General features: G+C 55.6%; 19 protein-coding genes and 1 pseudogene. 2 read left to right on the plus strand and 18 right to left on the minus strand.

Annotated elements, in window-relative coordinates; all coding sequences use genetic code 11:
* Positions 1–83: 83 nt before the first annotated feature.
* Positions 84–272: a protein DsrB gene (dsrB, locus tag L466_RS12970; protein WP_020883333.1), complete on the plus strand. Its 189-nt coding sequence runs from the start codon at positions 84–86 to the stop codon at positions 270–272.
* A gap of 104 nt (positions 273–376) precedes the next feature.
* On the opposite strand, the gene rcsA is transcribed toward dsrB, so the two are convergent.
* From rcsA to fliF, 14 genes and pseudogenes are all read right to left on the minus strand, one after another.
* Positions 377–1,000 carry a transcriptional regulator RcsA gene (gene rcsA, locus L466_RS12965; RefSeq protein WP_008500313.1) on the minus strand — a complete coding sequence of 208 codons (624 nt, stop codon included), beginning with the start codon at positions 998–1,000 and terminating at the stop codon, positions 377–379.
* 278 nt (positions 1,001–1,278) lie between these two features.
* Positions 1,279–2,080, minus strand: a pseudogene (fliR, locus tag L466_RS12960) (flagellar biosynthetic protein FliR).
* 7 nt (positions 2,081–2,087) lie between these two features.
* Positions 2,088–2,357, minus strand: a complete 270-nt coding sequence (gene fliQ, locus L466_RS12955) for a flagellar biosynthesis protein FliQ (RefSeq protein WP_008500315.1) — start codon at positions 2,355–2,357, stop codon at positions 2,088–2,090.
* Between the two features lie 9 nt (positions 2,358–2,366).
* A complete protein-coding gene (gene fliP / locus L466_RS12950; protein WP_008500316.1) occupies positions 2,367–3,104 on the minus strand; it encodes a flagellar type III secretion system pore protein FliP in 738 nt (245 codons plus the stop codon).
* A complete protein-coding gene (gene fliO, locus L466_RS12945; protein WP_014170739.1) occupies positions 3,104–3,478 on the minus strand; it encodes a flagellar biosynthetic protein FliO in 375 nt (124 codons plus the stop codon). The genes fliP and fliO overlap by 1 nt, the downstream gene beginning before the upstream one ends.
* Before the next feature lie 2 nt (positions 3,479–3,480).
* The gene (gene fliN / locus L466_RS12940) at positions 3,481–3,894 is read right to left on the minus strand and encodes a flagellar motor switch protein FliN (RefSeq protein WP_014170738.1); all 414 of its coding nucleotides are present in this window, start codon (positions 3,892–3,894) and stop codon (positions 3,481–3,483) included.
* Complete coding sequence (gene fliM / locus L466_RS12935) at positions 3,891–4,895, minus strand: flagellar motor switch protein FliM (protein WP_014170737.1); 1,005 nt, start codon at positions 4,893–4,895, stop codon at positions 3,891–3,893. Before fliM ends, fliN begins: the two co-directional genes overlap by 4 nt.
* A 4-nt stretch (positions 4,896–4,899) precedes the next feature.
* Positions 4,900–5,370: a flagellar basal body-associated protein FliL gene (gene fliL / locus L466_RS12930; RefSeq protein WP_020883336.1), complete on the minus strand. Its 471-nt coding sequence runs from the start codon at positions 5,368–5,370 to the stop codon at positions 4,900–4,902.
* A 106-nt stretch (positions 5,371–5,476) separates the two neighbouring features.
* On the minus strand, positions 5,477–6,715 hold the full coding sequence (gene fliK, locus L466_RS12925; protein WP_032680682.1) for a flagellar hook length control protein FliK: 1,239 nt from the start codon (positions 6,713–6,715) through the stop codon (positions 5,477–5,479).
* On the minus strand, positions 6,712–7,155 hold the full coding sequence (gene fliJ, locus L466_RS12920; protein WP_014170734.1) for a flagellar export protein FliJ: 444 nt from the start codon (positions 7,153–7,155) through the stop codon (positions 6,712–6,714). Before fliJ ends, fliK begins: the two co-directional genes overlap by 4 nt.
* A 21-nt stretch (positions 7,156–7,176) precedes the next feature.
* Complete coding sequence (fliI, locus tag L466_RS12915) at positions 7,177–8,547, minus strand: flagellar protein export ATPase FliI (RefSeq protein WP_032680683.1); 1,371 nt, start codon at positions 8,545–8,547, stop codon at positions 7,177–7,179.
* The gene (fliH, locus tag L466_RS12910; protein WP_032678466.1) at positions 8,547–9,254 is read right to left on the minus strand and encodes a flagellar assembly protein FliH; all 708 of its coding nucleotides are present in this window, start codon (positions 9,252–9,254) and stop codon (positions 8,547–8,549) included. The genes fliI and fliH overlap by 1 nt, the downstream gene beginning before the upstream one ends.
* Positions 9,247–10,245, minus strand: a complete 999-nt coding sequence (fliG, locus tag L466_RS12905) for a flagellar motor switch protein FliG (protein ID WP_014170730.1) — start codon at positions 10,243–10,245, stop codon at positions 9,247–9,249. The genes fliH and fliG overlap by 8 nt, the downstream gene beginning before the upstream one ends.
* On the minus strand, positions 10,238–11,917 hold the full coding sequence (fliF, locus tag L466_RS12900; RefSeq protein ID WP_014170729.1) for a flagellar basal-body MS-ring/collar protein FliF: 1,680 nt from the start codon (positions 11,915–11,917) through the stop codon (positions 10,238–10,240). The genes fliG and fliF overlap by 8 nt, the downstream gene beginning before the upstream one ends.
* Positions 11,918–12,145: 228 nt before the next feature.
* Between fliF and fliE the strand changes: the two genes are divergently transcribed.
* Positions 12,146–12,457 carry a flagellar hook-basal body complex protein FliE gene (gene fliE, locus L466_RS12895; protein WP_014170728.1) on the plus strand — a complete coding sequence of 104 codons (312 nt, stop codon included), beginning with the start codon at positions 12,146–12,148 and terminating at the stop codon, positions 12,455–12,457.
* A 26-nt stretch (positions 12,458–12,483) separates the two neighbouring features.
* Here fliE and L466_RS12890 read toward each other — a convergent pair whose 3' ends face one another.
* From L466_RS12890 to L466_RS12875, 4 genes are all read right to left on the minus strand, one after another.
* Entirely contained in the window at positions 12,484–13,779 is a 1,296-nt protein-coding gene (locus L466_RS12890) for a tyrosine-type recombinase/integrase (protein ID WP_032680684.1), read from the minus strand.
* Between the two features lie 45 nt (positions 13,780–13,824).
* Positions 13,825–14,070 (minus strand): excisionase family protein, encoded by a 246-nt coding sequence (locus L466_RS12885; RefSeq protein WP_032680685.1) that lies wholly within the window; start codon positions 14,068–14,070, stop codon positions 13,825–13,827.
* A gap of 59 nt (positions 14,071–14,129) precedes the next feature.
* Positions 14,130–14,411, minus strand: a complete 282-nt coding sequence (locus L466_RS12880; protein WP_032680686.1) for a hypothetical protein — start codon at positions 14,409–14,411, stop codon at positions 14,130–14,132.
* Between the two features lie 135 nt (positions 14,412–14,546).
* The gene (locus tag L466_RS12875; RefSeq protein WP_032680687.1) at positions 14,547–14,765 is read right to left on the minus strand and encodes a TraR/DksA family transcriptional regulator; all 219 of its coding nucleotides are present in this window, start codon (positions 14,763–14,765) and stop codon (positions 14,547–14,549) included.
* Between the last annotated feature and the right edge of the window lie 72 nt (positions 14,766–14,837).

Consider the following 14,837-nt stretch of genomic DNA (forward strand, 5'->3'; position numbering starts at 1 on the left):
GCACAAAAACGCCATTCACACCGGGCAGCGATGCCAGTTAAGGCGTTTTGTTCTACACTGGCTCAAAACCAGAGGAGGAACGTATGAAGGTCAACGATCGGGTAACCGTTAAAACGGACGGTGGGCCGCGCCGCCCGGGTGTGGTCCTGGCAATTGAAGAGTTTAGTGAAGGCACGATGTACCTGGTATCACTTGAAGACTACCCGCTCGGCATCTGGTTTTTTAACGAACTGGGACACCCGGATGGCATCTTTGTAGAGAAAGCGCAATAGCATGGCGTCGGGTGGCGACTGGCGCGCCCGACACTGTCCACAGAAGCAAAAATCTCTGGCCAGGCCAGAGATCAAAGGTAGGGTGCAAAGGGTTTTTTTGGTGACTAACGCATGTTGACGAAAATCCCGTTCGTCACATTATCGGTGAGGCGTACCACGTGATAGATCACTTGCTTATTATGCGTTTTAATTTTCCTTTTAATATTTCCTTTATGTGACGAAACGGTTTTGGCTTTAATATTCATCTGGTCTGAGATCTGAATAGTCCCTTGCCCTGCCATCCACATTCGCAGCATGCTTGATTCAGTCCTGCTTAATGATAGGGTGGGTAAGTTAACCGCTCCTACATTTTTAACTTCTTTATTCAAATAATCACCCAGAATGTCATCCAGCGACTCTGGTTTAATCGATTTAGAACTGATCAATAAATTTTTACGAACCAACAAATACTCATCGAAATGGATATTCGCGATCGCCATAAAAACAATAAACAGGGTTTTTGGATGCTGATTAATGATTTGCTTAATGTGCTGACTGTTGGCTGGATCGTGAATGAAACAGTCCTCATTAATAAACACCACGCCTGGTTTAAGTTCGTCACAAGCGGCTGCGAGTTCGTCAACGGTGTGTGCATCGTTGATGTCTCTCTTTCTTACCCCTCTGCTTGCCAGGTACCCGGTTAACCCTAGCCGGGTGTAGCTGCATAAATCCATAATGATCGTTGACATGGCATACCCTCACTCAATGCGTAACGATAATTCACCATCTGCCTGAGAGCTCATAACAGCCATACGGGATGGAAAAAATTAATAAACCTGTGAGCATGACAAAGACTTTCAGGCGGACTCACTATCCCGTAAAGTTACGTATAATTTGCCAGGAATCTTCTTAAAGTAAAGTAAATATTAAGTATTGTGAGGTGGTTAGAAACAATTAAACCGCGTCAGATATATCCTGGAAGATGTTTTTCACGTTTTATTTTAGGAATATCCTCAGAAAGACAATATCAACTGTGAGGGCTATTATTTACGCGGTAGCTCACTGACAATATCTGCTAACAGATTGAATATCTCGCCGAATAAGTGCTCACAGAAGGGGGCGATAAGGGGCATCAGTAATGACATTAATAAAATACCGACCGTCAGTGTCAGCGGAAAACCAATGACGAACACTGAGAGCTGCGGTGCCATTCGGTTGAGTAAGCCTAAGGCGAGGTTCACGGTCAGCAGCAGGGTGATGATCGGCAGCGCCAGCATCAGGCCGTTCAGGAAAACAAGCCCGGCCGCACGCGTAAGCGCCAGAAACGCGTTGCTGTTCACCGGGTTTTCCCCAATCGGCAGCGTATGGAAAGTATCCACCAGCATGGAGATGAGCCACAGATGGCCGTTGAACGACAGGAACAGCAGCATGGCGAGCAGATCGATAATGCGCGCCAGAACCGGCATGTTGAGGTGGCTACCGGGATCCACAAACGTGGCGAATGATAAACCCATTTGCAGGCCAATCAGTTCGCCGGCGGTCCGCACGGCCGCGAAGGCAAGCTGCATGGTAAAGCCTACGGCCACGCCAATCATCACCTGTTGCAGTGCAACCCACACCGCTTTCGCCGAGAAGATCGGAATATCCACGGGTGGGAGAGAAGGGGCGACGATAATGGTGATGATGATGCCCAGCCCCACTTTGACGCGCTTGGGTATCGTTTTCTCACTGAGAATGGGGGCCGTTGTAATCAGCGCCAGGATACGCAGCATCGGCCAGAAATAGACGCCAAGCCATTGAACCCACTGGTCACTGGTGAAGTGCAGCATCGTCGGGTCAGCCGATGATGTACGGCAGATTGGTAAACAGGTTGCGCATATAGTCCAGCAACAGGTTCAGCATCCACGGCCCGGCAACGATAATCGCCACGAACACGGCGATGATTTTTGGGATAAATGACAGCGTCATTTCGTTAATCTGCGTGGCGGCCTGCAGGATACTGATAATCAGACCGGTCACCAGCGCGACAAGCAGTAACGGCGCGGCAACGGCTATCGCGATTTTCATCGCTTCCGTGCCCATCATCATGACCGATTCTGGCGTCATTACGGCTCCTTAACTGTAGAAACTCTGCGCCAGCGAACTGACCAGCAGTTGCCAGCCATCGACCAGTACAAAGAGCATGATCTTAAAGGGCAGGGCAATGGTGGCCGGGGGCACCATCATCATCCCGAGCGCCATCAGAACGCTGGCGATCACCAGATCGATAATCAGGAACGGAATAAAGATGGTAAAGCCAATCTGAAAGGCCGTTTTCAGCTCACTGGTGACATACGCAGGCAGCAGAATACGCATCGGAACGGCTTCCGGTCCCTGAAGCTCGCCGGTATTGGACAGGCGGGCGAAGAGTGCCAGGTCCGCTTCCCGGGTCTGGCGGAGCATGAACTCCCGCAGCGGCTGAGCCCCTTTATCGAGCGCCTCCTGCATGGAGATTTTATCTTCGCTAAACGGCTGGTATGCGTCGGTATAAATCTTGTCGATAACCGGCGACATAATGAAAAAGGTTAAAAACAGCGCCAGACCCAGCAGTACCTGGTTAGGCGGCGCGGACGGGGTGCCCAGCGCATTGCGCAGCAGACCAAAGACGATGATGATTCGGGTGAAGCTGGTCATCATCAGCAGGATCGCCGGAATAAACGTCAGCGAGGTGATGAAAACCAGCGTCTGCACCGGCAGCGACCAGCTTTGCCCGCCGCCTGCAAGAGGGGTTGAGACCAGACCGGGCAGTTGCGCGTAAACCGCAGGGGCAAACAGGCCGACGCCCGCAAGCGTAAGGGATAACAAACGGCGCATCAGGATCTCCCGGAACGCTTAAGCAAACTCTTCATGACGGACTGGAAATCCGCAGGGACTTCTGCGCGCTCGTCACCCGTTGCCGGGGCTGGCGGCAGTTTATGCAAGACGTTGATGCTGGAGGCAGTCACGCCCAGCACCAGCCGTGCATCTTCCACATCGACAACGACCACGCGCTCGCGTGGCCCCAGTGTCGTGCTGGCGCTGACCTTCAGACCGCGGGTGCCGGCGGTTTTACCCGCCAGGCCGAAGCGCTTCGCCAGCCATGCGACGATAAGAATAAAGGCAATAATACCGAGCAACGCGCCACTCACCTGGAGCAGCGGAGAGCCGGGAACGGCAGAGGGCTGTGATATTGTTGCCTGGGTTTTCATGCTTAACGGCTCAGACGACGCATACGTTCAGATGGCGTAATAATGTCGGTGATGCGCACGCCGTACTTATCGGCAACCACCACGACTTCACCCTGGGCAATGAGATAACCGTTGATCAGAATATCCAGCGGTTCGCCGGCGAGACCGTCAAGGGCCACCACGGAACCCTGCGTCAGACGCAGCAGCTCTTTAATGGTCATGCGGGTACGGCCCAGTTCCACGGTCAGCTTAACCGGGATATCCATAATCAGATCAATATCCTGCAGCGTACCGCTGACATCGCCGCCGCCGAGCTGCTGGAACACAGCATCCGCTGCACTTTTGGCCGGAGTCGTTTTTTGCTCGTTTAACGCGTCAGCCCACAGATCGTCCAGTGCTCCGCTGTTTTCATCGGACGGATTGTTCATGTCACTCATTTGGGCTGTTCCTCATTCAGCGAATTCAATATCGGGTTGATCAAGTGCTCAACGCGTAACGCATACTGACCGTTAATTGTGCCGTACTGACTTGTCAGCACGGGGACACCATCCACATGGGCAATAATGCGGTCGGGTTTTTCTATCGGCAAAACATCGCCGGGTTGTAATTTCAGGATCTGGGATAAGCGCAGCGGGATATCCGCGAAGCTCGCCACCAGCTCAAGCTGAGAATGCTGAACCTGGCGCACCAGGTTTTCACGCCAGTTCTGATCTTCGTTGCGTGAGTTCTCCAGCGGCGGGTTGACCAGCAGTTCACGCAGCGGTTCGATCATGCTGAACGGCAGGCAGATATTGAACTCACCGGTCAGGTTACCGATCTCCACATGGAACGGGGTATTCACGACGATATCGTTCGGGGAGGTGGTGATATTGGTAAATTTCACCTGCATCTCAGAACGTACGTACTCCACTTCCAGCGGGTTAATCGCTTTCCACGCGTCGCTGTAAGATTCCAGCGCCAGCTTCAGCATGCGGTTGATGACGCGCTGCTCGGTGTGGGTAAATTCACGCCCTTCCACTTTGGTTGGGAAACGCCCGTCGCCACCAAACAGGTTATCCACCGCAATGAACACCAGGCTTGGCGAAAACACCACCAGACCTGTGCCGCGCAGCGGTTTCAGGTGGATCAGGTTAAGGTTCGTTGGCACCGGCAGGTTGCGGGCAAACTCATGATACGGCTGGATGCGGATCGCACCGACCGTGATATCCGGGCTACGACGCAGCAGGTTAAACAGCCCCATACGGAACTGACGTGCAAAACGTTCGTTAATGATCTCCAGCGCCTGTAGACGTTCACGTACTACGCGGCGCTGGGTATTGGGATCATAAGGACGAATATCGCTATCGCCGCCAATACCCGGTTGCGGATCATCGTTCTTATCGCTGTCGCCGTTAAGAAGCGCGTCGATTTCTGCCTGAGAAAGAATACTGTCGCCCATGTCGTTACCGCAGTATGAAGGCTGTATACAGAACGTCAGTGACTTCCTGCTTGGGTTGACCGTTTACCAGCGGGGTCGCCAGCGTCTGTTTAATGGCGTCGACCAGCTTTTGCTTACCGTCATCGGTAGCAAGCGTTGAGGCGTCCTGACGAGAGAACAGCAGCAGCAGACGGCTACGCACTTCAGGAAGATAATCATTCAGGCGCGCACGCGTGGCTTCATCTTTCAGGCGTAACGTAATACCCACATACAGCACACGATCCGCATCACCCAGATTCACGGTGAAGGTATCCAGTGGGAAGAATACCGGTGCCGGCGGAGGAGGCGGTTCGGCTTTGGCCGCAGCGGTAGAAGGTTCCTGCTGCATACGCCAGTAACTATAGCCCGCGGTAGCGCAGGCGGCGAGCGTGATTAACACCAGCAGCGGGATCCAGATGGAACGCTTGCTTTTTTTGGTGATCGCGGAGTCAGTCATCTGATACGAGCTTCCTGTTTCGGTACAGCTTAATAAGGTGATTATCCCGTGTCCTGCTGTCGTCAAAGCGTGGAAAAGACGGGGATAATCACGCTACCTCTGGCGTTTAGGCAAAGATGTCTACGGCACTGTTGCCACGCGCCGCGGATTGCAGGGCGGCAGGGGCAGGCAGTAACTCATCGCTCTCCTCATTAAAACCGCCGGTATTACCGGAACGTGAAGCCTGTTGCTGCTGTTGAGAGGAGGACTGCTGCTGTCCGGCAAAGCTCTCGCTGCTGACACTGCTTTGCGCGAGCTGAATGCCACTCTCAGCAAGCGACGTGCGCAGGACCGGCAGTGCAGCTTCCAGGGCAGCACGCACGTGGCTGTGCGCCGACACCATTTGCAGCTGTGCCTGGTTATCATCCAGTTTCAGGGTAATCTGGACCTGGCCCAGATCTTCCGGGTGCAGACGCAACTCTGCGGTCTGCTGGCCCTGTTTCGTGAACAACGTAATGTGCTGACTCAGGGATTGCTGCCACTCCTGGGTTCCCAGCGGCTGGCTCAATACCGGTGCCGTGGCAACGGTTGCGGCAGCGTGGCTTGTGACGTTGCTGGAAATGACGGGCGCAAGCGTTGCGGTCGGGGCTGTTGAAGAGGATGAACTGGCGAGATCCTGCTTCTCAGCGGCGGCGGCCACGATCGGGGTCGCCGGTGCGTTGACCGGTTGAGACGGATCGGCGTTTTGCGCCTGCGCCTGATAAGTCGACGCTTGTTGCACTTTTTCATGGCCCGACAGCAGGGTGCTCATGGACTGTTGACCTACACCATTTTGCGAAAGCGCGGCAGCGTTCAGCGTTGATTTCGCCGTCACGCCATTGCCTGTCGCGCCAGAGGCCACCGGCGTTGCCGCCTGCTGGTGGGGCAGCATCGCCATCAGCGCGCTCAACCCTGCCAGCTCTTCTTCGCTCAGCTCGCTTTTGCTGTCATCCTGCGTTTTCACCGCGCTCAGGGTCTTCAGGGCATCACCTTTTGAAACCGGCACCAGCCCGGAAACGAGGGTTTCCAGCGGGGTGGCTGCTGTCGGTTCATCGCCTGTCAGGGCTGGCTGACGCGAGAGCAGGTTGGCTATTTTGTCCTGCAGGGTGTTCTCTCCCCCGGCTTCCTGAGCAACTTTTGACAGCTTACTGCCGGCTGCTTTCAGGTCAGCCAGCGTCAGCGGCGCATCGTTGCCCTGGCCTGTTGCGTCCGTCAGGGCGCCTGCCAGCAGAGAAAGAAAGTCTTGTGCACCGTCGGTGCCTTTCCCTGTTTGCATGCCGCCCGACAGGTCGCTGTCGGTCATCAGCAGTTGTTGCAATGTGATCATTCCGGTTTCCTCATTGATGCGCGCTGGGCAAACTCATCCATTTTCTTCTGATCCAGACGGTTTTCCGCCAGGGTCGTTGCCGCGATCTGTCGGTCCTGTAAGGTCTGCCAGGCCTGCAGTCGCTGCTTTTTCTCGCGCCAGAAATTTAGCGCGGTGTCGACTTTCTGGGTCCACTGGTTAAGCTGCTGGCGATGCTGTTCAATCGCCTTTTCCAGTGTCTGAATAAACTGCTGATAGTTAATCCAGCGCTGGCTTCCAATGCCCTGTGTCATATCGGTATTGAGGTTGGTGCGATATTCATGCTGATAGTCGATTAACATCTTCAACTGCTCTTCAGCCTGCTGGCACCCGCGTCGCATTGCGCCGAGCTGCAATGCGGCATCATCAACTTCTTTCTCAGCCAGATCTTTCAGCGTTGATAACGCGCTGTTTTGCGCCATGACCTTCGCCCTCCACCTGTGTTACACCTGCGGGAAAATCAGCTCCAGTGCCTGGAGTGAGTCTTCCCAGTCGGCGCGTTCAAAAATACCTTGTTGCAGAAACGCCTCCAGCTGCGGCCACAGGCTAATCGCTTTGTCGAGCATCGGGTCGCTGCCTTTGGCATACGCCCCCACGCTCACCAGATCGCGGTTGCGCTGGAAGCTGGAGAGGAGTTGTTTGAAGTTACGCACGCGGGCGTAGTGCTTCTCTGTAATCAATGCCGTCATTGCACGGCTGATTGATGCTTCGATATCAATTGCCGGGTAGTGACCGGCTTCGGCCAGACGGCGCGATAACACAATATGACCGTCGAGGATCGCTCGCGCGGAGTCGGCAATAGGGTCCTGCTGGTCATCGCCTTCGGTCAGAACCGTATAAAAAGCGGTGATTGAGCCGCCGCCGCTGATGCCGTTTCCTGCACGTTCGACCAGCGCCGGGAGCTTGGCAAAGACCGAAGGCGGATAACCTTTGGTCGCCGGAGGTTCTCCGATGGCGAGAGCGATTTCACGCTGCGCCATCGCATAGCGGGTCAGGGAGTCCATAATCAGCAGCACGTGCTGGCCGCGGTCACGGAAATCTTCCGCGATACGGGTGGCATACGCAGCACCCTGCATACGCAGTAACGGTGAGACATCCGCCGGTGCGGCGATGACCACCGAGCGGGCACGGCCTTCTGCACCGAGAATGTTTTCAATAAAGTCTTTTACTTCGCGACCACGTTCACCGATCAGACCCACGACGATGACATCGGCCTGGGTGTAGCGTGCCATCATGCCAAGCAGGACGGATTTGCCCACCCCTGAGCCGGCAAACAGGCCCATACGCTGCCCGCGGCCTACGGTCAGCAGGGCGTTAATCGGGCGCACGCCGGTGTCGAGGACATGTTCGATGGCGGTACGCTGAAGGGGGTTAAACGGCTGGGTGATCAGCGCGCCGGTTTCGGTGGTGTCCGGCGAGGGCAGACCGTCCAGCGGTTTACCGCTTCCGTCCAGTACGCGGCCAAGCAGGGCAGGGCCAAGCGGGAGCTGTTTCCCGCTTTGCAGTCCATCGCCGCTGATGTTTTTCGCATACACGCGCGCCCCGGGCAGGATGCCTTCAACTTCTTCAAGGGGCATCAGGAACAGGCGCTGGCCATTAAAGCCGACGACTTCGCTCTCAACTTCACGCGTCTCTAGTCCATCCTGACGCTCAATCACGCAGGTGGCTCCCAGCGGAAGCTGCAGGCCAGTGGCTTCCAGCACCAGGCCGGTGGCACGCGTGAGTCGTCCGTAACGGCGAACGGACGGCAGCTGCGTCATCTTCGCTTCAAAATTATCGAGCGTGTTGAGCCAGCGGGTGAGGCGTGCAGTCATCAGACGACTCCCGGTGCTGCCAGGCGGCACAGTTCCTGCCAGCGGGTCGCAACGCTGGCATCCAGGTCGCCTTCATCGGCAGAGACCTTGCAGCCTCCGTGATGCAGCGACGGGTCGCCGCGCAGACGCCAGCCGTGCAGGCTCAGCGTCGCGCCCAGACTCTCTTCCACGCGCTGGAGGTCGTCCGGATGCACGCGCAGCTGCGGTTTCCCACTGAACAGCGGCTCCTGCTGAAGCAGGCCCTGAATTTGTTTAATCAGCGCGGTGTTGTCCACCGCCGGCGCGTGGCCGATCACCTGACGGGCGGCTTCCAGCGCCATCTGCATCAGCCTTGAGGCAATGACGCTGTCCAGCGCATCCAGCGTGTGCTGAAACTCGCTGACCAGCTGCTGCATACGGGCGTGAAGTGGAGCCTGTTGCTGGCGCGCCTGTTCAATGCCGTGTTCTAACCCTTTGGCCAGACCTTCCTGATACCCCTGATCGTGGCCTTTCTGGCGTCCTTCGTTCAGGCCAGCCGTGTAGCCCTGCTCATGGGCCTGCATCTGCAGCTGGGCCAGCATCTGCGCGCGCTGCTCTTCTTCGCTCAGCTCAGGCTGCTCGACATCCGGGTCGCCCTCTTCGGGCGACAGCACGGCGGGTGTGAACTCTGACAGGGGAGGCGCCAGATCGTCGGGCGTCCAGCGCTTCCACGGCAGTTCATTAGACATAGGTGTCGTCTCCGCTGCCAATCACCATCTCGCCGGTTTCCGCCAGACGACGAACGATAAGCAGGATGGCTTTCTGTTCGTTTTCCACCTGAGACAGACGGACCGGGCCACGGTTGGCAAGGTCGTCGCGCAGGATATCTGCCGCACGCTGAGACATGTTGCGCAGGAACTTCTCGCGCAGCGGCTGCTCGGCACCTTTGAGGGCGATAAGCAGCGACTCGGAGTCCACTTCCTGGAGGAGGCGCTGGATGCTGCGATCGTCCACTTCGACCAGGTTTTCGAACAGGAACATCTCGTCGATAATTTTCTGTGCCAGCTCGCCGTCGAATTCGCGAACGGCGGTAATGACCGCTTCTTCCTGCTGCGTTTTCATCAGGTTGATGATCTCTGCCGCCGTTCTCACGCCGCCCATTTTGCTGCGCTTGAGGTTCTGGCCATCGAGCAGGTTGTTCAGCACTTCGGTCAGCTCCGCCAGCGCGGCTGGCTGGACACCACCGAAGGTCGCGATACGCAGCATCACATCGTGACGCAGGCGCTCTTCGAACAACGCCAGAATATCGGCCGCCTGGCCACGTTTCAGGTGGACAAGAATGGTGGCGATAATCTGCGGGTGCTCGTCGCGGATAAGGTCGGCGGCACTCTGCGGTTCCATAAAGTTGAGCGTCTCGATACCGCTGGCGGTATCGCGCGTTTCCAGAATGTCTTCCAGCAGGCTGGCAGCACGCTCTTCGCCCAGCGCCTTGACCAGCACGGAGCGCAGATAGTCGTTGGCGTTGACGTTGAGCGCGGCAAACTGTTCGGCTTCCTGCTCAAATTCAGACAGCACTTCCGTCAGCTGTTTGTTAGAGATCTGGCGTACGTTTGCCATTGCCGCACTGAGAATCTGTACTTCGCGCTGCGAGAGGTGTTTGAACACCTCGGCCGCACGGTCTTCGCCAATGGTCATCAGCAGGATGACGCTTTTATCGGTGCCTGAAAGCGTGTTACTCATGTTCGTTACCCATCCACTGGCGGATGACCAGCGCCACGACGCGCGGATCGTTATCTGACATTTCGCGAATGCGCTGGCTCATGACCTCGGCGCCCATACGCTGGTTAGCACGGCGTTGCTGCATCTGTTCGTCTTTGCTGAGGCGAACTTCAACCGCATCTTCCACTTCCTGACGGGTACTGACCTGTTCGCGCGCCGCTTTTTCAGCTTCAGCACGACGCTGGAGCTGAGGACGAATACCCTTACGCCACAGCAGCCACGCGACGATCAGAACCAGCAGCCAGCGACCTGCGGACAGCAGCTGATCGATAAACGCCTGCTGTTGCCAGAACGGCAGTTCGCCACCTGACTCTTCAACCGAGTTGAACGGTGAGTTCACCACGTTGAGCGTGTCGCCGCGCTTCTCGGAGTAACCCATCGCTTCACGGGTCAGGTCTTCAATCTGTTTCATCTGCTCGGCGGTCAACGGCAACGGCTTGCCATCCGCCAGCGTCTTGTAGTTCACCACCACCGCAACCGACAGACGCTGTACATCGCCCACGTTCAGTTTGGTGTGGCGGATAGTACGGTCCACTTCGTAGTTGGTGGTTTCGTTACGACTGCTGGTACGCGGACCGGCGGTGCTGGCTGTTGATGTGGTCTGCTGATTCGTTTGCTGACCGTTCTGCTGATTAGCCGGTGGCGTTGAGATTGGCGCCGCGTTAGCCGGTGCTGGCTGGTTAGACAGTGCGCCCGGCACACCGCCTGGGTATGCGCCGCCAACCTGTTCGTTTTCATTGACCTGACGAGAGCGCATTACCGCCTGAGCCGGGTTGCCATTCGGGCTGTATTGCTCTTCGGTCTGTTCTTTATTAGAGAAGTCAATCTGCGCGGTAACCTGCGCATGCACGTTGCTGTTACCCACGACCGGGCCAAGGATGGCTTCGATGCGACGCTGCACGCGACCTTCCACATCCGCGGCATATTTCAGCTGCGCGTCATTCAGATCGCGGCCTGCGGTATTGGACTGGGTCAGCAGATGACCACTTTGATCAACCAGCGTCACGTTACCCGGCGGGAGACCGGCAACGGCGCTGGAGACCAGATGGGTCACCGCGCTGATTTGTCCTTCATCCATTGCACGGCCAGGCTGGAGGTTAACGGTGACGGAGGCCGACGGGGATTTCTGCTCGCGGACAAACAGGGAGGGCTTAGGCATGGCCAGGTGCACACGGGCACTCTTCACCGGACCCAATGTTTCAATCGTACGGGCCAGCTCACCTTCCAGCGCACGCTGGTAGTTCACCTGCTCGCTGAACTGGCTGATACCGAATTTTTCCTGATCCAGCAGTTCAAAACCAACCGCACCGCCCTTTGGCAGTCCCTGTTGCGCCAGGCGCAGACGAAGTTCGTGCACCTTATCAGCCGGTACCTCCAGCGCACCGCCGTTATCCGCAAAGCGATAAGGGATGTTCATCTGGGTAAGCTGGGTGACGATGGCACCGCCATCCTGATCGGAAAGGTTACTGTAAAGCGTGCGGTAATCAGGGCTTTTCGCCCACAAGACCATCGCTACAAGGATCGCAATTGCGGCAGCGCCTGCCACGATCAACGGGATTTTAGGATTCGCGCGAAGGCGGTTCATCCACTCGAGTGATTTATTTTGTGGCGCTGTCGATGCTGTTGCACTCATTGCGCACCTCTTAAATCCTGGTGGTTTACGTTATTCGTGTAGAGAAACAAAACTGACTCCCGGGTCGGCAAACACGACAAAAGTTCCATATTGATGGCCCTGCCATTATTTGATGATTCAGGATTTTCTATGCGTCAAATAACCTGGTTTTTTCACGCTATTTACCGCCATTATCTTATTGACAAGCTGTTAGTCTTGACCCCGTAAAAAACCATTCAGGGGAGAGTCATGGCTATACAGGGTATTGAAGGGGTGATCAGTCAGTTGCAGGCAACGGCGATGACGGCCCGTAATCAGAATGTGGCAGAACAACCGAGCATCAGTTTTGCAGGACAACTGCACGCCGCGCTTGACCGTATCAGCGATACCCAGACCGCCGCACGTACTCAGGCGGAGAAGTTCACCCTCGGCGAGCCGGGCGTGGCACTGAATGATGTGATGACCGATTTGCAAAAAGCCTCGGTTTCCCTGCAGATGGGGATTCAGGTGCGTAACAAGCTTGTGTCTGCTTATCAGGAAGTGATGGGCATGCAGGTTTAGGTTGCCTAACCTAATGATATTTATAATTAATAACCATCCGATCCCACGGCGTGGGGCATGGATGGGGCAAACTCACTCAATTTCTGGTTGAGGATGAGTACCTGGTCCTGGTTATTTTCAGCCATCCAGGATCCGTATACCCGGTAAACCATTTGCGCGTCGGTGTGGCCCATTTGCTTCGCGATGAAGTTCGGGTTAGCACCGGCAGCTAACGACCAGCATGCATACGTGTGTCGGGACTGGTATGCTCTGCGATAGCGAATCCCGGCGCGTCGCATTGCCGCTTCCCACGACTGGTTAATGGACCCCACTGCGTAATGATGCCCGGCACGGCCATTACGTGATGCGATCTGCGGGTTGAACACGAACGTGCACGGATGCACATCGGTACGGCCATACTCTCGCAGCTTCACCTCAACCTGATACTGCTTACCCAGGCGTGTTAATTCAGCCTGACCCTTCAGCACGTCGATCGCCGGCTGAATGAGGTTGATGATGCGGTCCGTCCCGGCCTCCGTTTTCGGAAGGGTGAACTCCTTCGTTAACGTATGGTTCCGGCGGATCATCATCGTACCCGCTTTCAGGTCGATATCTTCCCAGGCCAGCGACACGAGTTCGCCGTGGCGCACTCCGGTGTACACGGCCAGCGACCACATGTTTTTCAGCTGCTGGTGAGCGCAGGCGTTAATCATCCTGACAAACTCCTCACGCGTCAGCGGGTCAGGTTCGCAGCGCGACCGCTTAAGCATGGCGATTCCGGTGAACGGGTTCACCCTGACATACCCACTGTCAGCAGCAAACTTAAACATCCCGCCCATTATCTTCATGTAGTTGTTGACCGTTCTGACCGAGCGGCCTTTAACCGGCGTTTTCTGCCCAGCTTTCAGGGTATGATAACCGGTCAGCAATTCCTTTCTGATAAACAGCAGATCTTCCTGCGTTACCGCAGATACAAGCCTGTCCCCGCCAATCCTGGGCACCATGTTGCGCGCTATAGACGCATAGCGTGACATTGCGTTGGTGCTGATCTCCATGCGTTTCAGTTCCAGCCACTTATTCGCCAGCTCCAGCACGGTGATTTCCTTACTCTCCACCCCAAACCTTTTCAGGTTCGGCGAGTCCGGGAACTGTGCGGCATAGTTGAAGTTGCCGGTCTTTATCGAAAAGCACACCGACGCGCGCAGCTCGCCAGCGACCTTCCTGTTTTTTGGTGTATCCGGCACGCCGAGGCTTTCACGCACCCGGCTACCTTTATAGAGGAACCATATGCGGAGTGTTCCGCCGTGGTTCTCCACGCCTGTTGGGTATGCTGACTTAGCCATTATTCCCTCCTGACGTCCAAGAGCCCGCTAAGCATAAACGGATCTTCATTGGCGCGCACCCGGCTGTTTCTTTGACATGCTCTCAACCCACTGGTCGACAGCCTTTCGGTTGTACATGCATTCGCTGTTTTTCTTCGGCACGCCGTCCGGGGAAACATGCAGATATTCCCGACCGACCATCCAGCATTTTTTGCGGGCCCGCTGAATAGTGCCCGGGCGAAGGCCGGTAATCTCGACGAGCTTTTCTTCGGTTACCCAGTCGTTGGGCACGATTAAGTTCATTTCGCTCATGGGTGCCTCCAGGCAAAAAGAAGCCCCGCAGATGCGAGGCTTGTTATTGATTCATATTGCTAATCGTCTACATGACTTGCGCATAAAGGACAAAGGTCATTTCCTCCATGTTCTTCATAGGCGCTTTTTATGGCATCAGTCATTTCGCTGGCGCTTTCAAATGGCGATTTACCGTTGCTATTTTTATATGCCGTCATGGCATATTTGTACGCCTCAGATAATTCAATGCCCTCATCGATATACACACCTTCATGATGTGTACAAGGTGTTAAAGCACCCGATCTTCCAAGCATTTCAAGCGCCCATTCTTCTTGCCTCATATAAAGATCGTCAATACTCATAATGCCTCCGCTTAGTAGTTCGTCGCACATTCAATGTACCACTACGAAACGTTAAGGAAAGGGTTCGTATGTAAATATCTCATAAGTATCAATAAGTTATTATCAAGCTAATATTTAAAGTGGCATAGAGTCTATCTAACGTCCATTTTGCCTGCGCTTAAGTTCGATTAGAGACTGGCAATCCGCGCACGTCTGGCAGCCGGGAACGGCAGCGCGCCGCTGCGCCGGGATGCCTTCTCCGCACTCTTCGCAATGCTCAGCTGATACGGCACTGCGGTTGAGGCGGTGAGCGGAAAGGGCAGCGTTACGCTGAAGCTCTTCAATCTCTGCTGCGGTATCGATGATGTCGGCCATGATCAATGCTCCCGGAACTGTCGGTTAATACGGTTGAAGGTGAACGCCAGCAATAAAAAAGGAGCCTTAAGC

This window comes from Enterobacter sp. BIDMC 30, from assembly GCF_000534355.1.
In the GTDB taxonomy this organism is placed as follows: domain Bacteria; phylum Pseudomonadota; class Gammaproteobacteria; order Enterobacterales; family Enterobacteriaceae; genus Enterobacter; species Enterobacter ludwigii.

Coding starts and splice junctions, on each gene's coding strand:
- dsrB (WP_020883333.1), top strand. CDS start 84: ATGAAGGTCAACGATCGGGTAACCGTTAAAACGGACGGTGGGCCGCGC.
- rcsA (WP_008500313.1), bottom strand. CDS start 1,000: ATGTCAACGATCATTATGGATTTATGCAGCTACACCCGGCTAGGGTTA.
- fliQ (WP_008500315.1), bottom strand. CDS start 2,357: ATGACGCCAGAATCGGTCATGATGATGGGCACGGAAGCGATGAAAATC.
- fliP (WP_008500316.1), bottom strand. CDS start 3,104: ATGCGCCGTTTGTTATCCCTTACGCTTGCGGGCGTCGGCCTGTTTGCC.
- fliO (WP_014170739.1), bottom strand. CDS start 3,478: ATGAAAACCCAGGCAACAATATCACAGCCCTCTGCCGTTCCCGGCTCT.
- fliN (WP_014170738.1), bottom strand. CDS start 3,894: ATGAGTGACATGAACAATCCGTCCGATGAAAACAGCGGAGCACTGGAC.
- fliM (WP_014170737.1), bottom strand. CDS start 4,895: ATGGGCGACAGTATTCTTTCTCAGGCAGAAATCGACGCGCTTCTTAAC.
- fliL (WP_020883336.1), bottom strand. CDS start 5,370: ATGACTGACTCCGCGATCACCAAAAAAAGCAAGCGTTCCATCTGGATC.
- fliK (WP_032680682.1), bottom strand. CDS start 6,715: ATGATCACATTGCAACAACTGCTGATGACCGACAGCGACCTGTCGGGC.
- fliJ (WP_014170734.1), bottom strand. CDS start 7,155: ATGGCGCAAAACAGCGCGTTATCAACGCTGAAAGATCTGGCTGAGAAA.
- fliI (WP_032680683.1), bottom strand. CDS start 8,547: ATGACTGCACGCCTCACCCGCTGGCTCAACACGCTCGATAATTTTGAA.
- fliH (WP_032678466.1), bottom strand. CDS start 9,254: ATGTCTAATGAACTGCCGTGGAAGCGCTGGACGCCCGACGATCTGGCG.
- fliG (WP_014170730.1), bottom strand. CDS start 10,245: ATGAGTAACACGCTTTCAGGCACCGATAAAAGCGTCATCCTGCTGATG.
- fliF (WP_014170729.1), bottom strand. CDS start 11,917: ATGAGTGCAACAGCATCGACAGCGCCACAAAATAAATCACTCGAGTGG.
- fliE (WP_014170728.1), top strand. CDS start 12,146: ATGGCTATACAGGGTATTGAAGGGGTGATCAGTCAGTTGCAGGCAACG.
- L466_RS12890 (WP_032680684.1), bottom strand. CDS start 13,779: ATGGCTAAGTCAGCATACCCAACAGGCGTGGAGAACCACGGCGGAACA.
- L466_RS12885 (WP_032680685.1), bottom strand. CDS start 14,070: ATGAGCGAAATGAACTTAATCGTGCCCAACGACTGGGTAACCGAAGAA.
- L466_RS12880 (WP_032680686.1), bottom strand. CDS start 14,411: ATGAGTATTGACGATCTTTATATGAGGCAAGAAGAATGGGCGCTTGAA.
- L466_RS12875 (WP_032680687.1), bottom strand. CDS start 14,765: ATGGCCGACATCATCGATACCGCAGCAGAGATTGAAGAGCTTCAGCGT.